Raw genomic sequence first — 22236 nt, 5'->3', positions numbered from 1 at the left:
AGGAACCACCATGCAGATCGGCATCGTACTTTCGGCCCTGCGCCGGCACCGCCTGGCGACCTTCCTCATCGCGATGGAGATCGCATTGGCCTGCGCCGTGCTGTGCAACGCGATCTTCCTGATGATCGAGCGGAACGCTGCAATGCAGCTGGTCAGTGGCCTGGACGAGTCACGGCTGGGGGTGATCCAGCTCGACGGCATCGATGCCGAGCGCGCCAACGATGTCAACGCGCGGGTCGTTGGTGCATTGCGGGGGCTGAGCGGCGTGACGGCGGCCGGGCTGGTCAGTGCCATGCCGTTCGGCAGCCCGGGCATACGCGCCGGCGTCAACCTGGACGAGGACCAGCAGGTGCCCGGCGGTGTTCTGGATTTCTACCTGGCCGATGCCGTGGCCCTGGACGCGCTGCAGTTGCACCTGGTGGGGGGGCGCATGCCCGGTGCGGACGAGTTCGCACCGACCGATGAACTGGTGCCGGCCAATCCCCCGGCGCTGGTCACCCAGGAGCTGGCCCAACGCTACTGGCCCGGCGAAAACGCCGTGGGCAAGAGCCTGTGGGCGATGGACACCCGGCTGCGGGTGATCGGCGTGGTCGAGCACATGGCCGTATCCCGCCCCGGCCGCGGTGAAGCCAAGGGCTCGGACTGGTCGGTGATCGTGCCCGCATCGCAGGGGCCGCGCCTGACCGGCCGCTATCTGGTGCGCGCCGAGGCCGGCGACATGAACCGCGTAATGCGCGATGCGCAGCAGGCAATCCGCCGTGTCGCGCCGGACGTGGTGTTCGATGTCGAGGGCAGCCGGCGGATCTCCGAACTGCGCGAGCGGCATTTCGAAGGTGACCGGGTCATGATGGGGCTGCTGGGCGGTGTCATCATCGCACTGCTGGCTGCCACTGCCCTGGGCATTGTCGGACTGGCCAGTTACTGGGTGGAGCAACGTCGCAAGCAGATCGGCATCCGCCGCGCGCTGGGGGCCACGCGCACCGATGTGATGCGCTATTTCCAGATCGAGAACCTGCTGATTGTCTCCATCGGCATCGCGGCCGGGGCTCTGCTGGCCTACGCGATGAACCTGACCCTGATGCGCTTCTACGAACTGCCGCGCCTGCCACTGCTGTACCTGCCGGTGAGTGCGGTGATCCTGCTGCTGCTGGGCCAGGCGGCGGTACTGCTGCCGGCGCTGCGTGCCGCGGCCATCGCGCCGGTATCGGCCATCCGTTCGTTGTGAGTCCCGCAGCGGCCTTGGCCGGTCGCTGCTTCCATCTGCAAGCGAGAATTCCCATGCTCAGGATGCAAGGCGTCAGCAAAGTGTTCCAGGTGGGTGAAGTCATGACCCATGCATTGCGCTCCATCGACCTGTCGGTGCAGGAGGGCGATTTCCTCTCGATTACCGGCCCTTCCGGCTCCGGCAAGTCCACACTGCTGAACATCCTCGGTCTGCTCGAGGGCTTTTCCGGCGGCCACTACGCGATCGGCGGCGTGGATGTTGGCGGCATGCGCGACGCGGCGCTCAGCGCGCTGCGCAACGAGAAGATCGGCTTCGTGTTTCAGGCGTTCAACCTGATTCCGGATCTGACCATCCAGGCCAATGTGGAGGTGCCGCTGCGCTACCGTGGCATGGCGGCAGCCGAATGCAGGCAGCGTGTGGCCTCGGCACTGGCCCAGGTCGGACTGGGCAGCCGCATGTCGCACTATCCCGGCGAACTGTCGGGCGGGCAGCAGCAGCGCGCGGCGATCGCCCGCGCCATCGCGGGTACGCCGGCCCTGCTGCTGGCTGACGAGCCGACCGGAAACCTGGACTCGCAGATGTCGCAGGGGGTCATGGAGATTCTGCGTGAGCTCAACCAGGGCGGCATGACCATCATCATGGTGACGCATGACAAGGAGCTGGCGGCGTGCGCGGGTCGCAGCGTCCACATCGTGGATGGGCAGATCGTCGAGGTCACAGCGCAGGCCATGCAGGCGCTGTGCGCCTGAGCTGAAAGGGCGTCACCCGCAAGCAGAAGGGGCGGCCGATGGGCCGCCCCTCCTGTTTTCATCGCACTGCAGGCACAGATCAGAAACGCACGGACCAGCGTGCATTCGCACCATGGTCACGGCTCTCGCTGCCGAACTGGCCGCTGTAGCCCAGCTCCAGCTGCTGGCGCGAGGTGAGCCACGCCGACAGGCCCAGTTCGGCCACCACCGCGTTGTCGGCGATCGGCGCGCCGTTGACCGCGAACGTGGAGCTGCCATTGGCAAACGCAAGGTTGGCGACCTGGCTGCGATCCCCCGAGGCACGACGATAGCCGACGCCCCCGCGCAGGTGCAGCCAGCTGTCCTGCTGGAACGAAGCCTTCAGCCCCTTGTCGAAGCGCACGCCGGCGGTGGCGATCGTGGTTCCGGTGTCGTCCACCTTGCCCTGCAGCGCCGCTGCTCCACCGCGTTCGCTGATGCGCTTGAGGTCCACTTCCACGCGCGCCACCTGCAGGTACGGCTCCAGCCCGGCTTCGGGGCCACCGAAGCGATAACCAGCTTCGATGAAGGCCTGGCGGGTGCGGGCGTCGTAACGCGCGCTCAGGCTGTCACTGAAACCTGCGAAGGCGACTTCACGCGTGCTCTTCACCTCGTGCTTGCTCCACGCCACGCCACCGCGCAGGCCGAAGCCGCCCCAGGTGTGGCTGGCATAGGCACCGAAGTGCGTGTTGTCGATCTTCGACTTGGCGCGGCGGTCCTGCTGCTTGACGTCGGTACGGCCGGTACCGGCCAGCACGCCGACCTGCCAGCCGGAGAACTCGCGGTCGATGCCGACCAGCAGGCCGTTGCTGTTGGCCTCGGTGCGGGCGGTGTTGACGTCACCGTCCAGCCTGCTGTTGCCACCGATGGCCTGCACCCATGCACCCGTCGCATCACCCACGTCGCTGCCGGGCGCGGTGGCGCCGGCACGGCGTGACAACGCGGCATCGCGCACGTAGCGGCTGCCCTCGACCAGGGCGATGGCCGTGGCCGGATGCAGCTCGCCGCTGAGGCCATCGAGCACGCCACCGACCTGCTGCGGGAACAGCTGGGTCAGCGGCTTGGGCAGGCCCTGGGCGATCGGCAGCAGGTCGGCGGCGGCCGCCACCGCACGCTGGTTGGGCGTGTTGGCAGCCGTGGCCAGCGAAGCGCCACGGGCAACGTCGATGCGCGTGCCATTGGCACCGTAGGCCAGGCTGAACTGCAGGAAAGGCGAGAACGCACTGAAGTCGGTCTTGGCGAACTGGCCGCTGATGCCACCGTCGGCACGCAGGACGTTGAACTGTTCGCCGAGGTAATACACGCCCGGTTCCGGCAGGGCGACCAGGGTGCCGCCGAGGGTGGCGGTGCCGGTCACGTGCAGCTGGTCACTGCGACTACCCGGTGCCAGCTCCGCCGCATACACGCCGGTGGCGCCCTGCACGTAGTTGCCGTTGATGGTCAGCGTGCCGATCGAGTTGCCCGGCGCGATGATGCCGTCCACGCGGGTGTTGCCGAGCGTGCCGACGCCCTTCAGCAGGCCATTGGCGCCGACGGTGGTGGTGCCACCGGTCTGCGTGCCGTTGAAGGACACCACGCCGCCGTTGACTACCAGGTTGCTGTTATCCAGCACGCCGCTGGTGCTGACCGTGCTGACGCCACCGGTGGTGGTCAGGGCGGTGGAGACCAGGCTGCCGTTGAGCAGCAGCCGGCCACCCTGGACCTCGACCGCCGAGGTGAGCGTGTTGGCGCCGTTCAACTCCAGCATGCCGTCCTGCACCACGGCGCCGTTGAAGCTGTTGTTGCCGCTCAGGCGCAGCCAACCGATGCCGGATTTGGTCAGCTTGCCGGGGCCGCCGATGTCGTTGGTCCAGTTGTCCCACGCATCGCCTTCCCAGACCTTCAGGCCGCCGGCCCTCTGGTTCATCACCACGTTGGTGTCCACGCGCAGCGAGCCATAGCCCTCGATGGCCTTGCGCAGGTCGACCATGCCCCAGCCGTAGATTGCATCGATGCCTGGCGCGCCGAGATCGCGTGCGGTGGTCAGCAGCACGTCGCGGACCTGGGCGTTGTCCAGGTACGGGAAGCGCTCCATCAGCAGGCCGAGGGCGCCGGTGATATGGGGGGCGGCCATCGACGTGCCGGTCTTGGTGCCGTAGACGTAGCTGGTGTTCTCGCTGTCGATGATCAGCCGCACGTAGGCGGAGGTGTTCTCGATGCGGCCCTGGATATCGCCAGAGACGATGGTGCTGACGATATCGGTACCGGGGGCCGAGATGCACCAGTTGGCGGCAACCCCGCAGATGCTGGAACTGCCATCGATCACGTAGTCGGTTTCACCTGCGGCGGCGTCGGGCCGGCGGACATTGGCGACCGCCAGCCAGTACGGTTCCAGTTCGGGCTTCCAGCGCGGCATCGAGGCGGTGATGCCGGCAACCGCACCGCTGCCGTTGCCAGCCGACCACACCTGGATGAGAGTGGAGCCCGGGGCATCGCCGTTGTTGGCGTAGATGCTGCCGTACACGCCGTAGTCGGCACCGATGCTGGCGTACTGCTGGTCCAGCGCGGCGGCGGTCATGTTGCGCGTGGAAATGCCCCAGCTGTGATTGATGGCGCGTACACCCTGCGCCTGGATCTGCGCATACATGTCCAGCGTGGCGGCATCATCCGGATCGGTGCGGTACACCGCGCGCGGACGATAGAACCTGTCCGGGTCCAGGCGCCACTCGTAGTAGGTGTCACCGAACACGCGGGCGGCAGTGAGATCCGCACCAAAGGCCACGCCATGCATGCCGGTGCCATTGCGGTTGGCGCCGATGGTGCCAAGCACATGCGTGCCGTGGTCGGCGTAGCTGAAGCCGTAGGGCTGGCCGGCGGCGATCAGGCGTGCCGCCAGTGAGGCCGGAACGCCGGCGCCCAGTCCGTAGTAGTTGTAGCCGGGCTGTTCGCCGCGGGTCTGCCCGCAGGCGCCGGCCCCTGCGACCACGCCCGGCGTCGCACAGTCGGCACCGATGGTGATGCTGGAGGTATTGCGTCCTGCAAACTCCGGATGCGCCAGTGCGGAGCCCGAGTCGAACAGCGCCAGGCGTACGCCCTTGCCGGTCAGGCCGCGCGCATAGGCGTAGTCCGCGCCCATCGCGCCCAGGCCCCAATCGGCGTTGAATTCATCGCTGCGCCAGCTGGCCGGATCGCCGGGGTTGCCAAGAACGGCGGTGCTGCTGGCGGCGGCTGCAGTGGCCGTGGTTGCAGGTGCGGTGCTGGCAGCGGGCTGCGCCCACGCGGCCTGCAGCTGGCGCTGCTGCTGCCAGGCCTCGAGTGATTCGCTGGCCATGGCTGGCAGTGCGGTGGCCAGCAGCAGCGAGCTGGCGACGGCAAGCGCCAGCGGGCGATGCGACAGGGAGCGGGACGAACGGCCGTACAGCGGGTGATTCATCGGACAACTTCCTTGGTTGACGGACAACAAGGCCGTTAACGCCAAGGCATGGCGATATCCCCCAGTAATGTGAAGGGAATTTTATGAACGTGTTAATGTTTTGTGATCGGTGCATGGTGCGGCTCCAGCGGGCAGGGCACCGTGACCCTTCCTTCCGAGGCTTCGGAACCGCCCATGCGTACCGCATTCCGTAAACCACCGTTGGCGATATTGGGCGGTGCCGATCCTGGCAGCGACGCGTTCGAGCGCGCAGCTGGTGGCCAGGTGCCCAGCGTCATCCCGGAAGGCAGCATGCCGCCGGCCGACTGGCCGGCCACGGTGGTGGTGCCCTGTGGCATGGGGGATGCGCGCAACCTGATCATGGCCCTTGCCGGTGATGCCTGCATCGTCAGCGGTGGGCGCGCCTGCACGATCTCGGAGGTTTGGCTGCACAAGCGGCCGCTGCTGCCGCTTGCAGGGGCAGGTGGCGGGTCCGACGCGCTGCCGGACACCCCGCCGGACGAGCGCGGCAATTCGCCGATCCTGCCGTGGCGCAACAGTGATGAGCTGGCCGGGCAACTGCGTGTCCTGGGAATGCTGCAACACTGAGTCCAGCCGCATCCGCCTTCACCCAACGTCCCGTGTGCAGCGCTAAGGTTGCCCGGCCTGGGCTCACCAGGCTTATCAAGGAGTGATGTCGATGCGTACTTTCAGGAAAGTGATCGCCGGTGCTGTGTTCGCGTTGGCCTGCAGTGGGTCGGTGGCCGTGGCCGGACCGGTCCAGCCCTGCGATTTTCCCTGCTGGAAGGCCTACCAGGCGTGTGTAGCCGGTGGGGGTGATGCCATGGAATGCCAGTACGAATACGATCGATGCGTCATGGAGCGCTGCGGCGCGGTGTAAGCCCAGCCATGATCGGCTGATGACGGGCCCCGTCCATGACGGGGCTCTTCTGTTTGTGCGCAGGGTCGGGCACTCTCGGCGCATTCTTCCTGGTGGAGTGGAACATGGCCGTCATGCGTGTCGTCGCCAACATCGCCACGTCTGATCCCGCCCGCGCCGCTGCATTCTATGGCGAGCTGCTCGGCATGCCGGTGGTGATGGACCATGGCTGGATCGTCACCCATGGCGGGCAGGGCAGTGCGCTGGCGCAGGTCAGCTTCGCCAGCGAAGGGGGTTCCGGCGCACCGGTGCCGGACCTGTCTATCGAAGTGGACAACCTGCAGGAGGTGCTGGAACGCATGCACGCGGCTGGCATCGCGCTGGACTATGGCCCGGCCGACGAGCCCTGGGGCGTGCGGCGCTTCTTCGTCCGCGACCCGTTCGGCCGGTTGTTGAACATCCTCGCCCACGCCTGAGCGACGGCGGGCGCTTCAGCGACGGGTGCCGCCACGCTTCGGCGCCGGCGACACGCCGACCATGCGCAGGCAATCGGCCACCACCGCCGCAATGAAGGTGTCGGCGTCCTGCGTGGGCGCAGCGATCAGGTCATCGGTGGCGCCGTGTACGCCGGCATAGATCAGCGAGGCCGTGACCTGCGGTGCCGGCAGCTGCCACAGGCCTGCACGGGTGCCCGCCTCGAGGATGTCGAGCAGCTGCTGCTGGATGGCGTTGCGCTCGGCATTGCCGCGCTGGTGGTGGTGATGGTTGGCGTAGACGACGTCGTGCAGTGCGTGCGTGCGCACATAGGTCTCGATGTTGGCGCGGATCCAGGCGCACAGGCGCGCCACGCCATCGTGGGCAGGCTGCTGCTGAACGGCATGGTCGACCTCGGCCATGAACTGCAGCGTGTAGCGCTGCGCCAGCGCCTGCAGGATCTCGGTGCGCGAGGCGAAGTAGGTATAGAACGTGCCCTTGGCCACGTCGGCGGCGGCCACGATGTCACTGATGGTGGTCGCTTCCACGCCCTGTGACAGGAACAGCGCCTGCGCGGCGTCCATCAGCTCTTCCTGGCGGGTTTCAGCGGGTTTGGTGCGGGGCCTGGCGACTGCGGGAATCTGCATGGGGCGGGGTCCGGGTGCGACGGTCGCCATTCTAGCTTCCTCCGGCAATGACTGACCGCCGGTCATTGACTGACGGTCAGTCAGCAAACTACGATGCGCGCACGCTCCCTCCCGGCATCCGCACATGCAACGCTTCCGACGGCCGGCCCTGGTGCTGGCGGCCTACCTGGGCACCTTCCTCGCCTCGCTGGACATCAGCATCGTCAACGTCGCGCTGCCGACGCTGCAGCAGGCACTGCACACCGACATGGCCGGGCTGCAGTGGGTGATCAACGCCTATGCCATCGCCCTGTCCGCAGTGATGCTGTCGGCGGGGCCGCTGGGTGACCGCTATGGCCACCGCCGCATGTGGCTGCTCAGCGTGGCGACCTTCACCGTGGGCTCGCTGCTGTGTGCCTGCGCAGGCAGTCTTTCCGCACTGGTGGCGGGGCGGGCGGTGCAGGGGGTGGCCGGCGCCCTGCTGATCCCGAGTGCGATGCCGATCCTCAGCCATGCATTCCCTGATCCGCGCCAGCGTGCACGCGCGATCGGGGGCTGGTCGGCGTTCAGCGCGCTGGCGCTGGTGCTGGGGCCGCTGCTGGGAGGCGAACTGGTGCAGCGCGCAGGTTGGCCCAGCATCTTCCTGATCAACCTGCCGCTGGGCCTGCTTGCACTCGCGCTGGGGGCCTGGGGCATTCCTGAGCGACGGCATCCGCAGCACGCCGCGCTGGACCCGGCCGGGCAGCTGCTCAGCATCGTCGCGCTGGGTGCACTCAGTTACGGCCTGATCGCGATCGGCGAGCACGGCCTGCTGGCACCTTCGACCCTGCTGGCGCTCGGCATCGCAGCATCCGGCCTGGCGCTGTTTGCGTGGGTCGAGCGCCGCGTGGCGCGGCCGCTGCTGCCGCTGGACCTGTTGGCGAAGCCGGGTTTCGGCATGCTCAACCTGGCCTCGTTCGTGCTTGGATTCACCGCTTATGCGAGCCTGTTCTTCCTGTCGCTGTTCTTCCAGCAGGCGCAGGGACATGGGGCTGCGCAGGCCGGTGCGCAGCTGGTACCGCAATTCGTGCTGATGGCGGTGGTGTCGCTGCTGTTCGGCCGTCTGGCGGCGTGGTTCGGGCTGCATGCCGCACTGGTGACGGGCTATGCAATGACAGGCATGGCGCTGTGTGCGATTGCCACGTTCGAGCCGACTACAGCGCACGGCCAGGCCAGCGCACTGCTGATGCTGCTCGGCACTGGCATGGGACTGGCGGTACCTGCGACCGGCATGGCGGTGATGTCATGCGTACCGGCCGAGCGTGCCGGCATTGCGTCGGCCACGATGAACGCGCTGCGCCAGGCGGGCATGAGCCTTGGCATCGCGCTGCTGGGCAGCCTGATGGGCCTGCGCGCGGTATGCCAGTTCACTGCCACCGCGCAGGCGGCAGGGCAGCCCGCAGTGGCCGCACAGGCGCGCACGCTGATCCTGCAGCCGTCTTCACTGCTGCCGGGGACGCAGATACTGGCCTGGTACCGCGGCGCGATGGCCAGCGGTTTCGGCTGGGCGATGGCTGTCGCGGGCGTGCTGGCCCTGTTGGCGGCGCTCGCCCTGTACCGCCAGTGCAGGCGCGCCTGAGCACGCTGCGGTCAGCCCTGCTGGCGTTGCGGCCCTTCCTTCGTCGGCGCGGGTTCGGCCGCGTGCTGCCGCTGTTGCCGTGCATTGGCGTGGCGCGCGTGCCCGCCTTCGCGGCCGATCGCTGCCATGTGCTGGCGATTGCGGCTGATCGCCTCGCCGCCCTTGCGGCCTGCCACGCGTGCCTCGGCCGGGCTGAACTCATGTGCATTGCCGGACGCATGCGCGGCGCGTCCACCCTTTGCGGCAATCGCGCGCTGCTTGTCCCGGTCCATCGAAGCGAAGCCGCGATGGGAGGTGCCGTGATGCTGGTCAGCCATGTGAAGGCTCCCGGTGCATGGAAGGGGAGCTCATCCTTGCGTGTGCCCGGCTAAGGCAGTGTCCGCACCGGCGGTGCTGCCCTCACGCCACGCCGCACTGGCTTTCACGACGCAACTACGCCGCTGCGCGATGAGCGCCGCTTGGCTAGGATGGACCGGCATGGCGGATGACCGCCCAGACAGGAAAGGACGCCATGGACAGATTCGGATGGCTTGTACTGCTGGCCAGCGCTGCACCGGCCCATGCAGACACTGCGCTGCTGAGCGGCAGTTTCGTTCACTTCGGTTACTCGTCCACCGATGAGCAGCTGCCAGCGGCGCAGCTGCCGCTGTTCCTCGACGAACTGCGGGACCTGGGCAACGACACGCTCATCATCGGCCAGACCCGCGCCACGCGTGCCGGCGTGGGCTGCGCCAGCAGCGCGCAGGATTTCGAATGGATCGCCGGCTTCCCGGCCAAGCTGGGCACGGTGCTGGACGCGGCCGCAGCGCGTGGGATGAAGGTCGTGGTCGGCACCACCTACAGTTCGGGCCAGTGTGCGGCGTTCTGGCAGGGCTCGAACGCTGCAGCGGTGGCGCAGGACGCAGCGCAGTCGATGGCGCAGCTGGCCCAGCAGTACGCGATGCATCCGGCATTCGCCGGCTGGTACATCACCGATGAGCCCGCGCAGGTACCGGACGAGCGTGCGTCGTTCTATCGTTCAATCGTTTCCACACTGAAAGCGGCGACGCCGTCCAGGCCGGTGATGGTGGCGCCCTATCTGGCATCCTCCAGCGTCGACCCGGCCAGCGTGGCCAGTGCTGCGCTACGGTTCCGCTCTGCCACGGGGGTCGACGTGCAGATCTGGCAGGACGGCATCGGCGCGGCGTCGCACGCGAAACTGTTCCAGTGGGATCGACCGGGCTATTCCACCGAGCAGTACTACCAGGCGTTGTCGGCGCAGCTGGGCGCCAGCGCTGTGTGGGCCGACATCGAGCTGTTCAACCATGGCAGCCCGCTGTTCCTTGATACCGGTAACGGCCTGTCCGGTGCATACCGGTCGGCGTCGGTGCAGCGCATCAACCAGCAGTTGTGGAGCGCGCGTTCGGCTGGCAAGCGCGTTGCCTGGCTCAACCAGTACCACATGTCCGAAGTGGTCGGCCCCGGCCAGGGCTACGGCGAGGCGCCGCGGATGATGAACACCTATCGCGGGTTGTACGGGTTGGGTGCCTCGTACCTCGTCGATCCGGTGCAGACCACCTATCACTACAGCGTGGCGCCGGCGACCAGCTATCCCGACGGCAGCGGCCATGAGCTGTTCGACCGCCGGGTAGGCGACCCGCGCAATCCGATGGACGCGGGCTGGGTAGGCGTGCACGGCAACGTCAGCATCACCATCGACCTGGGCCAGCGCCGACGGGTGGACTGGATCGGCCTGCATACGATGACCCGCCCGGCCTGGGGCATCGTCACGCCGACTTCGGTGGAGGTGATGTGCGCCGAGCCCGGAACTGCCGCCGTAACCATCGGCACGCTGTCGGCACCCTTCACCCAGTCCGGCGTGATGGGCTCGACCGAAGAGGAGTACGTGCTCGGCAATGCAGCCCCCCTGGCTGCGCAATGCCGCACGCTGGAGCTGCGCGTGGCCAACGGCAGCTGGACCTTCCTCAGCGAGATCGAGATGGCTGCAGAGCAGTAACGCCTCAGCGCCGGCGGGCGTCCTGCAGGCGCTGTGCGAAGGGCCGTTGTTCGAGCGCCACCAGTGCATTGCGCAGCACCTGCTCCAACGACTGCCCCAGATCGGCATCGAGGCTGCGTGCCGCCACTGCGGTGGCCTGCCATTGCGCCTGCAGCACAGGCATCGCGCGCTGCGCGCGCGGGCTCAACTGCAGGATGCGTTCGCGCCCGTCGTCACCATTGGCAGTGTGCAGCCAACCATCGCGCACCATCGCCGCCACGGTCTGGCTGAGCGCCGAATGGCTGAGCCCGCAGGCCAGCGCGAGGTCCTTGATCCGGCAGGGGCCCTGCGCCATCAGCGTGCGCAGCACCGGCGTGTAGCGCGGCCGGTAGTCCAGGTGGAGGTGCCGGTAGGCCTGCTCGACGGCCGGGTCCAGCTGGTCCAGCAGTGCGCGCAGCAGGGTACCCAGTGTGGCGTGTTGGAGATCCATGAGCGGGATGATATATAAGCGCTTATATATCCTCAATGCGGGGTGGATGATGGCGGTCTCCTGGATGCTCGGCGCGCTGCTGGCGACGGCCTGCCCGGCGCAGGATGCGGTGCTGCAGGCGGCCGCCAGCGCCGTGCAGGCGCAGTACCTGGACGAGGCGGAGGCCGCCCGCATCGCCGATGCCCTGCGCAGCTGGTCGGCGCAGCAGCGGTATGCGGACAGCTGTTCGGATCCTGCTGCGTTCAGCGCACGCCTGAACCAGGACCTGGACATGTTCGATGGCCACTTCCACGTTGAGCGCGTGGACGCAGCTGCCGGCCAGGACGACTGGTTGATGGCCTGGCGTGCCGATGCCCGCAGCAATGGTGCCGGTGTGCGCGAGGTGCGGGTGCTGGAAGGCAACATTGGCTACCTGCGGTTGAGTACTTTTTACCCGCTGGATCTGGCGCGGCCGAAGTTCGCTGCGGCCTTCACGCTGCTGGCCGACACCGATGGCCTGGTGCTGGATCTGCGCCAGAACGGGGGAGGCGACGATGCAAGTGCCGACCTGCTGGTGCGCACGCTGCTGCACGCGAAGATCGGCGCGGTGCAGCAGCTGGACCAGCGTGGCCGTCGCACGCCGGTACCGCTGCCGCCTGCCAGCCTGCCTGTGTACCTGAAGCCGCTGGTGGTGCTGATCGACCGGCGTACCGGTTCGGCGGCCGAGTTCGTCGCCTATTCGCTGCAGGCCCTGGGCCGCGCGCGCATTGTCGGCACGCGCAGTGGCGGTGCCGCGCATATGTTTGGTGATCCTGTGTTGCTGCCCGATGGCTATCAGATCAGCATTCCCGACCGGCAACCGATCAATCTGCGCACCGGCGGCAATTGGGAAGGCACCGGCGTGAGGCCTGATGTGGCCGGCGGCGACGATCCGCTGTTCATCGCGCGGCAACTGCTGGCGCCTGCGAAGTCGTCAAGATGAACGCACGATTGCATGGCTGTCCTATCGCAGATGCGCGAATGCATGCCTAGAATCGAAGCATCCCGGTAGTTCCCGGGCGCTTCGAGTGAATGGACTCAATGAAGATTCTGTTGACCGGCAGTTCCGGGCGCATCGGGCGCGCGATCTTCGGTGCGTTGGCGGCCGCCCACGAAGTGGTGGGGCTGGACCGCAGCCCGTTCGCCACCACGCGCATCATTGCCGATGTCACCGATCGCCAGGCGGTCACGCGTGCGGTGCAGGGCGTGGACGCGGTCATCCATACCGCGGCCCTGCATGCTCCGCATGTCGGCCTGGTGCCGGACGCGGTATTCCAGCAGATCAACGTGGAGGCAACCGCGCACCTGCTGCAGGCCGCACGCGAAGCCGGCGCACGGCGTTTCGTGCTGACCAGCACCACCGCCCTGTACGGCCATGCCGTGGTAGCCGGTGGCTGCCGTTGGATCGATGAAGACACCGAGCCGCTGCCGCGCACGATCTACCACCGCACCAAGTTGCAGGCCGAGACCCTGGCTGAAGCTGCCGCCACGCCGGGCTTCAGCGTTCGCGTGCTGCGCATGGGCCGGTGCTTCCCGGAACCGCCCGAGCGCATGGCGATGTTCCGCCTGCATCGCGGCATCGACGCCCGCGATGTGGCCAGCGCACATGCTGCACTGCTGCTCGACGAAGGCGCCCGATTCGCCCGCTACCTTGCTTGTGCGCCGACGCCGTTCCGGCGCGAGGACTGCCTGGAACTGGCCACCCACCCGCGCAGCGTGCTGGCCCGTCGCGCGCCGCAGCTGCTGGCCGAGTTCGAACGCCGTGGCTGGCCGCTGCCATTGAGCATCGACCGTGTCTACGACAGTGCCCGCCTGCGCAGTGAGCTGGGCTGGCAACCGTGCTTCGGGCCGGACGACGTGCTGCAGCAGTATGCCGTCGGCAGCATCGAGGTACTGCCGCGCGCGCAGTGGATCAAGGACCGCGTGGCCGAGTGAGGCCATCGCGGCGGGCGGGTGGCTGACCCGACCCTGAGCAGATTCAGGAATGTGCAGGCCGGTCGCCTCAACCTCGTTGGCGGGCGGCCGCTAACCCGGTGCGCTTCCAGCGCCGGGCCCGCCCGGCGGCCGGTGGCCTGCGCGACGGATCGCGCGCCTGCGCGGTGCCTTCGTGGTGCCGGTCGTCCTGAACTGCCTTGCGGACCCTCCCATGCCTTCTTCCCGTTCCGCCGCTGCCCGCCGCCCGGGCAGCATCGCCCACAAGCTGATGCTGGGCACCGCCGCGATCGCGCTGCTGTGCTTCGGCCTGACCGCGTTCCTGATCTATCGCCAGGCCAGCGCCAGCCTGATCAGCGCCTCACGCCAGACCATGACCAGCGAGGCGACCGCTGAGGCGCGCCAGGTGGCGGCCGATCTGGGCACCGCCTTTGCCAGCAACGATGCCATGGTTGAAAGCGTGCTGGCCCAGCGCGCCCGTGGTGACGTGCCCGACCGCGCCAGCCTGGCGGCGGTGCTGGGCGAGCAGCTGCGCGCCCATCCCGAATGGCTGGGCAAGAGCACCATGTGGGAGGCCGATGCCTTCGACGGCAAGGATGCCGAGTTCGTCAACACCGAGGCGCACGATGCCACCGGCCGCTACATGAGCTACTGGGCCTGGCAGGAGGGCAAGCCGCAGCAGTCGGTGATGACCGATTACACCGAGACCGCCAGCGGTTCCGGTGACTGGTACATGGTGCCCAGCCGCGACAAGCTGCCGAAAGTGAGCGAACCGTATGCGTATGACATCGCCGGGCAGCAGGTGCTGATGAGTACGCTGAGCACGCCGATCATCGAGAACGACAGGTTCCTCGGTGTCTTCACCGTCGACTTCTCGCTGGCAGCGTTGCAGAAGCACCTGGCCACGCTGCAGCCGATGGGGGCCGGCCGCGTCGAACTGCTGTCGCCGAAGGGCGTGGTGCTGGCCTCGGCCAATGCCGCCGAAATCGGCAAGCCTCGCAACGACGCACTGACCCGCAGCATGCTGGCCGAGATCGCCGCCGACCGCCCCTTCGAGGCCTTCAGCCCCGATGCGGCCGGCAACGTGCGCGTGTATGTGCCGCTGCGCGTGGGCGATGCCCCGCAGCGCTTCGCGCTGGGCGTGGTGATGCCGCATGCGGTGATCGTGGCCGAAGCGCGCCAGCTGCTGTGGCTGACCCTGCTGGTCGGCGTGATCGCCGCGCTGACCCTCAGCGCCGGTGTCTACATACTGCTGCGCCGCCTGGCGATCCGCCCGCTAGCCGAAGCGGTGCGCGTGGCCGGTGACGTCGCCGCCGGCAAGCTGGACAGCACCCTGCCGGCGCGCAGCAACGACGAAGTGGGGCGCCTGCTGGACGCGATGCAGGGCATGCGCGGCCAGCTGCAGGCGGTGATGGCTGCGCAGGCCGAAATGGCGCGCCGCCACGATGCCGGTGAACTCAGCTACCGCATGGATGCCGCGGCGTTCCCGGGCGAGTACGGCCGCATGGTGGCCGACAGCAACCAGCTGGTGGCCTCCAGCAACGCGGTCACCCAGCGCCTGGTTGAAGTGATGCAGCGCTATGCCGTCGGCGACCTCAGCGTGGACATGGAGGCGCTGCCGGGCGAGAAGGCGGTGTTCACCGCTGCGATGGCGACCACCAAGCGCAACCTGGCCGCGATCAACGAGCAGATCCAGCAGCTTGCCGCTGCGGCCGCCGCCGGTGACTTCGCCGTGCGCGGTGATGCACTGCGCTTCGACCACGATTTCCGCCGCATGGTGGAGACCCTCAACACCATGATGGAAGTCAGCGACCACAACCTGGCCGCACTGTCGACGCTGCTGCGCGCGATCGCCGCCGGTGACCTCAGTACCCGCATGCAGGGTGACTTCCATGGGGTATTTGCGGTGATGCGCGACGATGCCAACAGCACCGTGCAGCACCTGACCCAGATCGTCGGCCAGATCCAGCAGTCGGCAGCCAGCATCCGCCTGGCCGCCGGCGAGATCGCCGCCGGCAACAGCGACCTGTCGCGCCGTACCGAACAGCAGGCTGCCAACCTGGAAGAAACCGCCGCGTCGATGGAAGAACTGACCTCCACCGTGCGCCAGAACGCCGACCACGCGCTGCAGGCCAACGCGCTGGCCGGTTCCGCGGCGGGCGTGGCCAGCGAAGGCGGCCAGGTGGTCAGCCAGGTGGTGCACACCATGGAGCAGATCGAGGCGTCTTCGCAGCGCATCGCCGAGATCATCTCGGTGATCGATGGCATTGCGTTCCAGACCAACATCCTGGCGTTGAACGCAGCAGTGGAAGCGGCGCGCGCCGGTGAGCAGGGCCGTGGCTTCGCCGTGGTTGCCAGTGAAGTGCGCGCGTTGGCGCAGCGTTCGGCGGGTGCTGCGAAGGAGATCAAGGAGCTGATCGACGCCTCGGTGGCCCAGGTCGGTGCCGGTGCGCAGCTGGTGCACGGCGCGGGGCGCACCATGCAGGACATCGTCGGTCAGGTCGGTCGGGTCAACGAGATCATGGCCGAGATCTCGGCCGCGTCGCGCGAACAATCGGCCGGCATCGAGCAGGTCAACCAGACTGTGGTGCAGATGGACGAAACCACCCAGCAGAACGCCGCGCTGGTGGAGGAAGCCAGTGCCGCCGCGCGCGCGATGGAGGAGCAGGCCGAGCAGCTGGCGGTGGCGGTGTCGCGCTTCCGCCTGCAGGCCGAGCCGGCGGCCGTGGCACGCCGCGCGGCCTGATCGCGCAAATGAAGACGCCCGGCGGGGGCCGGGCGTCGGTTGCGTCCTTGCCGCGCATCCCTGCGCCGGTCTGATGGCTTAGAACATTCCTTCAAACGGGTTCCAGCTGGCGCGACCTTCCACCTTCTCCAGGTAGTAGCTGTAGTTGGTGCTGGAGGCGACCAGCAGATTCATCGCGATGAACAGCATGCGCCCGACGACGTCGGGAAGGAACATGCTGACGATGGCCAGCGCGATGTTGATGCCGATGACCACCAGCGCCTTGCGCCACATGCCCAGGATCAACAGGTAGATCGCACCGAAGAACAACGCGAAGAAGTTCAGGTTGATCTTCAGGCGGTCACCGAACGACAGCGCCTTCCAGGCCTGCTTGAAACCGGGATTCTTGGGCGCGCCATGCTGGCGGAAGAAGTTGAAGCGGAACTGCCACTTCGGGCTGAACTGGGACAGGTCAGTGGTATTCATTTGGGGGAAACATCCCTGTGAGAAAACGTTTTCATGATAAGGCAAGTCCTATTCAGGATCCAAGGGCTGCCGTCAAAAATGTGACGCGTGCCGTGTTCCACAGGCTGCGGCCGGGTGCCGCACCGTCACCCGCCCGCCTTGTTTTTAGGATAGGGTGCGCAGTTCCGCTGCCGCCCCGGTTGGACCCGTGCGGCGGCGGGATGTCCATGGAGGTTGCATGACCACACCTGCTACACCGGAAAACGCACCGGGACCGGTGCTCCTGCCGACACCTGAAGTGGTGCAGGCACAACAACTGCTCGCACGCCAGCAACTGGCGGTGGCGATGGACCGTGCGCGCACGGCCGCCACGCGGGACGCGGCACCGGCCGCGCTGGAAAGCGAGTAACCCGCAATACCGTCGATCGCGCTGGCATGTCGCCAGCGCGATCACGGCGCGTGCCGCCGGTCAGAAGCGCGCGGTCATGCTGAGGAAGTAGCTGCGCCCGGCGACGAAGTAGTCGGTGGAGCCTTCCGCATACAGCTTCTTGTCGGCCAGGTTGCTGACGCCACCGCGCAGGGTCAGCACCTCGTTGACGTTCCATGCCACGGTCAGGTCATACAGGGTGTAGGCCTTGAGGAAGGTCGTGGCGGTGCCGGTCTGCTTGCCGGTGTACTGCGCCGACAGGCTGCCGGAGAACACCGTATTCGGCGACCAGTCCAGCGACGAGTAGCCGGAGAATTCCGGCGTATCGATCAGGTTGCGGCCGGTGGTCAGGTTCCTGGCTTCCTTCATCCAGGTCGCCGAGGTGCGCCAGCGCCACTGCTCGCCGAAGCGGACGTTGAAGTTGCCTTCCATGCCGCTGGTGCGCGCGCGCTGCACGTTGCTCATGCGCGTCCACCAGATGCCGTTGAAGCGGCCCAGCGGTGCGTATTCGATCTTGTTCCGGAAGTCGGTGTGGAAGTAGGTCACGCCAACATCGATCAGGTCATTGTCGAAGCTGATGCCGATCTCGCGGTTGGTGCTGGTTTCCGGATCCAGGTCCGGGTTGCCGGCCATGTAGCACCCGCCGCGGGTATAACCCAGCGGGATCAGCGAGGTGCAGCCACGGCCGCCGGACTGGGTGGCAGCGGTGGCCGAGTTCTCGGTCAGGCTGGGCGCACGGAACCCCTTGGAGACGCCACCGCGGATGGTCCACTGTTCGGCCGGATGCCAGACCAGGTACGCACGCGGGCTGACGTGGCCGCCGAACTTCTCATGGTGGTCCAGGCGCGCGCCCATGGTCAGGGCCAGGGTGCGGTGCAGCTTCAGTTCGTCTTCGACAAACAGCGCCCAGGTATCCACTTCCAGGCTGGAGCCGCTGACGGCGTTGCCGGCGTAGTCGATCGGTGCGCGGCCGATGGTATCGGTGTTGGTCAGTTCCTGGCGCTTCCACTGCCCACCTACGGCAAACTGGTGTTCAACGCCCAGGGTGAACGGCGTGGTCAGGCTGCCCTCGATGATCGTGTCGGTGGCCTCTGAGCGGCCGGTGGCGCCGATGTCGTTCTTGTATTCGGTCCAGTACGCGCTGAGCCTGGAGGTGCCGAAGCTCCACGTGCCATCGTGGTTGAGCGCCAGCGAGCTGCGCTTGAGCTCACTGGCTCCCCAGGCGCCTTCGTCCTGCTTTTCCAGCGACGCATCGATGAAGGCCTGCTGCACGCCATGGCCGGCCTCCAGCGACAGTTCCTGTGCGTCGCTCAGCTTCCACTGCAGCAGCGCATCGACAGTGCGGTCCTTCTCGCCGGCGTAGGCATTGCCGTAGACACCGTGGTTGGACTGGTCCGAATCACGGCGCATGCTGTTGGCACCGATGCGCAGGCCGAAGCGTTCGCCCAGCGGGCCGGAGAAGGTCGCGCCGATCTGCTGGGTATCACCGCGCTTGCCATCACCGGGACGGGTGTAGCTGTGGGTGGCGCTGCCGTTCCATTCGTCGCCGATGCGCCGGGTGATGATGTTGATCACCCCGCCCATGGCGTCGGAGCCGTACAGCGAGGACATCGGCCCACGCACCACTTCGATGCGTTCGATCTGGTCGGGCGAGATCCAGTTCAGGTCCTGGCGGCCGAGGTCGGGGCGGTAGTTGGTCGCGGCCGAGCTGCCCATGCGCTTGCCGTCCACCAGCACCAGCGTGTAGTTGGACGGCATGCCGCGCAGCTTGATCTTGGACTGTTCGCCGACGGCGCTGAGGCCGCCGGTCACGCCCGGCACGCGGCTGAGCAGGGTGGCCAGGTCGGGAACCGGCTGGCGCTCGATGTCCTCACGGCTGATCACGCTGATGCTGGCCGGGGCATCCTTGATCCATTGCTGGCTGCCCGAGGCGGTGACCACCACGGTATCCAGATCCTTGGTGGAGGCATCGGCGCCGGCCTCTGCAGCGGCCAGGCCGGGCAGGGCCAGCAGGCAGGCGGAGGCCAGGGCAGGGGCCAGGCGGGTGCGCGGCAGGCGCGCGGAACGGGAACGGGACGATGGGGACATGGCGGCTTCCATGGGAGGTGGGGTGACCCGGTGGAAGCAGCAGGCGCAGGCAGACAGCAGGCAGCCACCCTTCCGTGGGTCGTCGGTGCGCGCGGTGTGGACCGGCGCAGCTGGGTGGGTCGCGGCCGTGCGGAAGACGGTGACCTGCCTGGTTAATGAAATGATAACCGTTCGCGTTTGATACGATCCAGTACCCGGGGAGATGCAATGACATCTGGCCATCCCCCGACGTGATCGCCTGCTATTTGCTGAATGGGGATAAATCCCGGCGTAGGCCTTCGCACCCGGCTTACATCCAGCGCCCTAGACTGGGCCGCATTTTCGATTCCGCCCCGTTGGAGATCGTGTGGGTTCCGGTAGTGACAGACATCGACTGTGCGGCCTGAAGCCGACACAGTCTGGACAAGTGCGGGCGCCGGGAAAGCGCGCCGGGAACCTTGGTGCATGCAGCCCGGCCGGGATGGCCGGCCGTGCCGACGGCGCGGAGTAGGCGGCGATGGGGGTGCAGACCATCCATGCGGAAGCAGAAACGCCCCGGCTCGACGCCGGCTGGGCGCTGCTGCCCGCTGAATCTCCGTTGCAGATGCCCGAACAGACCCTGCGCGAAGGTGCACTGAAGGTCCGGCGGCATCGCACGTCGCCGCGCCTGATCGGCCTGCGCCGGCTGTACATCTTCGGTGGCACGCTCGGCATGACCGCCGTGGCCACGCGGATGATGTGGCGGGTGCTGTCGGCCAATGGCATCAGCGTGCTCGAAGCCTGCCTGCTGGTGCTGTTCGTTGGCCTGTTTGCCTGGATCGCGCTGTCTTTCGCCAGCGCCCTGGCCGGCTTCCTGACCGCCGTGTTCGACCGTGGCTATCGCCTCGGCATCGACCCGGACAAGCCGCTGCCGACCGTGCACAGCCGCACCGCGCTGCTGATGCCGACCTACAACGAAGACCCGCGCCGCCTGCTGGCGGGCCTGCAGGCGATCTACGAGTCGGTGGCGGCCACCGGCCAGCTCGGCCGATTCGATTTCTTCGTGCTCAGCGATACCCGTCGCGAGGACATCGCCGCTGCCGAGGAGCGGGTGTTCGGCGAGCTGCGCGAGCGGGTGCCGGACGGGCAGATCCGCCTGTTCTACCGCCGCCGTGGTGACAACAGCGGGCGCAAGGCCGGCAACATCGCCGACTGGGTCCGTCGCTTCGGCGGTGCCTACCCGCAGATGCTGATCCTCGACGCCGACAGCCTGATGACCGGCGACAGCATCGTGCGCCTGGTGGCCGGCATGGAGCACAACGCCGACGTCGGCCTGATCCAGACCCTGCCGTCGGTGATCGGCGGCCGCACCCTGTTCGCACGCATGCAGCAGTTCGGTGGCCGCGTGTACGGGCCGGTGATCGCCCGTGGCGTGGCCTGGTGGCATGGCGCCGAGAGCAACTACTGGGGCCACAACGCCATCATCCGTACCCGCGCCTTCGCCGACCACGCCGGCCTGCCGGCGCTGCCGGGGCGCAAGCCGTTCGGCGGCCACGTGCTCAGCCATGACTTCGTCGAAGCAGCGTTGATGCGTCGTGGCGGCTGGGCCGCGCACATGGTGCCCTACCTCGGTGGCAGCTATGAAGAGGGCCCGCCGACGCTGACCGATCTGCTGGTACGCGACCGCCGCTGGTGCCAGGGCAACCTGCAGCACGGCAAGGTCGTGGGCAGCCGCGGCCTGCACTGGATCAGCCGCACGCACATGCTGATCGGCATCGGCCACTATTTCACCGCACCGATGTGGGCAATGCTGATGCTGATCGGCATCGCCATCCCGCTGTTCCAGGAGGGCATCGACTTCAATGCCCTGCTGCACCTGTCGCCCAGCGTGTACTGGCGCGCACAGGACGAAGAGCAGGTGGTGCGCCTGTTCGCCGCCACGATGGCGGTACTGCTGCTGCCCAAGGTGCTGGGCTACCTGGCGATGCTGCTGGACCCGGTCGACCGCCGTGGCTGCGGCGGTGCGATCCGTGCCATCGTGTCGATGCTGGTGGAAACCGTGCTGGCCGCGCTGATGGCGCCGGTGGTGATGTACGTGCAGTCGCGGGGCGTGGCCGAAGTGTTGTCCGGCCGCGATTCCGGCTGGGATGCGCAGCAGCGTGACGACGGCGGCATCTCGTGGCTGGCACTGATCCGCGGCTACGGTGGCCTGGGTGTGTTCGGCGCCTTCATGGGCGTGCTGGCCTGGGCCGTGTCGCCGTCGCTGGCGGCGTGGATGGCGCCGGTGGTGATCGGCATGGTGTTGGCCATTCCGGTGGTGGCGCTGACCTCCTCGCGTGGTCCGGGCGCCTTCCTGCATCGCCTGGGCCTGCTGGACATTCCCGAAGAGAACATCCCGCCACCGGTACTGGTCCGCGCCGCGCAGCTGCGGCGCGAAGCGGCCGAGCAACCGCCGCTGTACTGATTGCCCCACGCCAGCGGCATAATGCGGCTCGAACTTGAAGGAGCCGCATCATGCTGCAAACGGTGGAACAGGAAACCGGCGCCTCGCCGCAGTGGTCGGTGATCTGGCTGCACGGCCTCGGCGCCGATGGCCATGATTTCGCGCCGATCGTGCCGGAGCTGGTGCGGCCGCACTGGCCGGCGCTGCGCTTCGTGTTCCCGCACGCACCGGTGCGGCCGATCACGATCAACAACGGCGTGCCCATGCGCGGCTGGTACGACATCGTCGGCATGGACTTCCGGTCGCGTGCCGACATGGCCGGCGTGCAGGAATCGGTGGTGCAGCTGGACGCGCTGATCGCGCGCGAGATCGAGCGTGGCGTCGCGGCGGAGAAGATCTTCCTGGCCGGCTTCTCGCAGGGCGGGGCGATCATCCTGACCGCCGCGCTGGCGCGCACCGCGCCACTGGCCGGCCTGATCGCCCTGTCCACCTATCTGCCCGAGGCCGACAGTGCCCGTCGTGCTGAAGGTGCCGTGCAGGTGCCGGTGTTCATGGCCCATGGCAGTGGCGACCCGGTGATCCCGCAGGCCGTCGCCGCACACAGCGCACAGGCGCTGCGTACGCTGGGCCTGGACGTGGCGTGGCACAGCTACCCGATGGCCCACCAGGTCTGTGCCGAGGAAATCCGGGCGCTGGGCGACTGGCTCCAGGAACGGCTGGGCGCGGCCTGAGCC

19 protein-coding genes are annotated in these 22236 nt (G+C 67.7%); 13 read left to right on the top strand and 6 right to left on the bottom strand.

Annotation, left to right across the window (positions count from 1 at the left end):
- The first annotated feature begins 10 nt into the window (after positions 1-10).
- Positions 11-1225, top strand: a complete 1215-nt coding sequence (locus QP609_RS18325) for an FtsX-like permease family protein (protein WP_032958343.1) — start codon at positions 11-13, stop codon at positions 1223-1225.
- 53 nt (positions 1226-1278) lie between these two features.
- Positions 1279-1974, top strand: a complete 696-nt coding sequence (locus QP609_RS18320) for an ABC transporter ATP-binding protein (protein WP_049439239.1) — start codon at positions 1279-1281, stop codon at positions 1972-1974.
- 79 nt (positions 1975-2053) lie between these two features.
- Here the strand turns inward: QP609_RS18320 and QP609_RS18315 are convergent, their stop codons facing one another.
- A complete protein-coding gene (locus QP609_RS18315; protein ID WP_197621148.1) occupies positions 2054-5404 on the bottom strand; it encodes an autotransporter serine protease in 3351 nt (1116 codons plus the stop codon).
- Between the two features lie 174 nt (positions 5405-5578).
- On the opposite strand from QP609_RS18315, the gene QP609_RS18310 reads away from it, so the two are divergent.
- From QP609_RS18310 to QP609_RS18305, 3 genes are all read left to right on the top strand, one after another.
- Entirely contained in the window at positions 5579-5992 is a 414-nt protein-coding gene (locus QP609_RS18310; RefSeq protein ID WP_049439235.1) for a Rossmann fold nucleotide-binding protein, read from the top strand.
- 91 nt (positions 5993-6083) lie between these two features.
- The gene (locus QP609_RS20920) at positions 6084-6284 is read left to right on the top strand and encodes a hypothetical protein (RefSeq protein WP_032958391.1); all 201 of its coding nucleotides are present in this window, start codon (positions 6084-6086) and stop codon (positions 6282-6284) included.
- Positions 6285-6388: 104 nt separating this feature from the next.
- Positions 6389-6739 (top strand): VOC family protein, encoded by a 351-nt coding sequence (locus QP609_RS18305; protein ID WP_032958352.1) that lies wholly within the window; start codon positions 6389-6391, stop codon positions 6737-6739.
- A 15-nt stretch (positions 6740-6754) separates the two neighbouring features.
- On the opposite strand, the gene QP609_RS18300 is transcribed toward QP609_RS18305, so the two are convergent.
- Positions 6755-7384, bottom strand: coding sequence for a TetR/AcrR family transcriptional regulator (locus QP609_RS18300; RefSeq protein WP_032958354.1), 630 nt, complete (start codon positions 7382-7384; stop codon positions 6755-6757).
- Between the two features lie 124 nt (positions 7385-7508).
- Here QP609_RS18300 and QP609_RS18295 point away from each other — a divergent pair, with 124 nt between their 5' ends.
- A complete protein-coding gene (locus QP609_RS18295) occupies positions 7509-8981 on the top strand; it encodes an MFS transporter (RefSeq protein ID WP_049439232.1) in 1473 nt (490 codons plus the stop codon).
- 11 nt (positions 8982-8992) lie between these two features.
- Here the strand turns inward: QP609_RS18295 and QP609_RS18290 are convergent, their stop codons facing one another.
- On the bottom strand, positions 8993-9298 hold the full coding sequence (locus QP609_RS18290; RefSeq protein WP_046432675.1) for a KGG domain-containing protein: 306 nt from the start codon (positions 9296-9298) through the stop codon (positions 8993-8995).
- A gap of 194 nt (positions 9299-9492) precedes the next feature.
- On the opposite strand from QP609_RS18290, the gene QP609_RS18285 reads away from it, so the two are divergent.
- Complete coding sequence (locus QP609_RS18285; RefSeq protein WP_289213825.1) at positions 9493-10977, top strand: DUF4434 domain-containing protein; 1485 nt, start codon at positions 9493-9495, stop codon at positions 10975-10977.
- A gap of 4 nt (positions 10978-10981) precedes the next feature.
- Here the strand turns inward: QP609_RS18285 and QP609_RS18280 are convergent, their stop codons facing one another.
- Complete coding sequence (locus tag QP609_RS18280; RefSeq protein WP_164077942.1) at positions 10982-11446, bottom strand: MarR family transcriptional regulator; 465 nt, start codon at positions 11444-11446, stop codon at positions 10982-10984.
- Between the two features lie 49 nt (positions 11447-11495).
- On the opposite strand from QP609_RS18280, the gene QP609_RS18275 reads away from it, so the two are divergent.
- The 3 genes from QP609_RS18275 (at position 11496) to QP609_RS18265 (ending at position 16142) form a co-directional block, all read left to right on the top strand.
- Positions 11496-12407 carry a S41 family peptidase gene (locus QP609_RS18275; protein WP_197621153.1) on the top strand — a complete coding sequence of 304 codons (912 nt, stop codon included), beginning with the start codon at positions 11496-11498 and terminating at the stop codon, positions 12405-12407.
- 98 nt (positions 12408-12505) lie between these two features.
- Positions 12506-13399 (top strand): NAD(P)-dependent oxidoreductase, encoded by an 894-nt coding sequence (locus tag QP609_RS18270; protein WP_014648518.1) that lies wholly within the window; start codon positions 12506-12508, stop codon positions 13397-13399.
- A 211-nt stretch (positions 13400-13610) separates the two neighbouring features.
- Entirely contained in the window at positions 13611-16142 is a 2532-nt protein-coding gene (locus QP609_RS18265; protein WP_197621150.1) for a methyl-accepting chemotaxis protein, read from the top strand.
- A gap of 78 nt (positions 16143-16220) precedes the next feature.
- Here QP609_RS18265 and QP609_RS18260 read toward each other — a convergent pair whose 3' ends face one another.
- The gene (locus tag QP609_RS18260; protein ID WP_014648516.1) at positions 16221-16607 is read right to left on the bottom strand and encodes a DUF2628 domain-containing protein; all 387 of its coding nucleotides are present in this window, start codon (positions 16605-16607) and stop codon (positions 16221-16223) included.
- Between the two features lie 217 nt (positions 16608-16824).
- Here QP609_RS18260 and QP609_RS18255 point away from each other — a divergent pair, with 217 nt between their 5' ends.
- Positions 16825-16995, top strand: coding sequence for a hypothetical protein (locus QP609_RS18255; protein ID WP_005419553.1), 171 nt, complete (start codon positions 16825-16827; stop codon positions 16993-16995).
- A 60-nt stretch (positions 16996-17055) separates the two neighbouring features.
- On the opposite strand, the gene QP609_RS18250 is transcribed toward QP609_RS18255, so the two are convergent.
- A complete protein-coding gene (locus tag QP609_RS18250) occupies positions 17056-19101 on the bottom strand; it encodes a TonB-dependent receptor (RefSeq protein ID WP_197621151.1) in 2046 nt (681 codons plus the stop codon).
- Between the two features lie 496 nt (positions 19102-19597).
- On the opposite strand from QP609_RS18250, the gene mdoH reads away from it, so the two are divergent.
- On the top strand, positions 19598-21523 hold the full coding sequence (gene mdoH, locus QP609_RS18245; protein WP_289213824.1) for a glucans biosynthesis glucosyltransferase MdoH: 1926 nt from the start codon (positions 19598-19600) through the stop codon (positions 21521-21523).
- A 50-nt stretch (positions 21524-21573) separates the two neighbouring features.
- Positions 21574-22233 (top strand): dienelactone hydrolase family protein, encoded by a 660-nt coding sequence (locus QP609_RS18240; RefSeq protein ID WP_180835863.1) that lies wholly within the window; start codon positions 21574-21576, stop codon positions 22231-22233.
- The last annotated feature ends 3 nt before the right edge of the window (positions 22234-22236 follow it).

This window comes from Stenotrophomonas sp. 8(2023), from assembly GCF_030345295.1.
Lineage (GTDB): Bacteria > Pseudomonadota > Gammaproteobacteria > Xanthomonadales > Xanthomonadaceae > Stenotrophomonas > Stenotrophomonas muris.
Note: the sequence above shows the minus strand (reverse complement) of the source record. Positions and strands in the feature narration are given on the sequence as shown.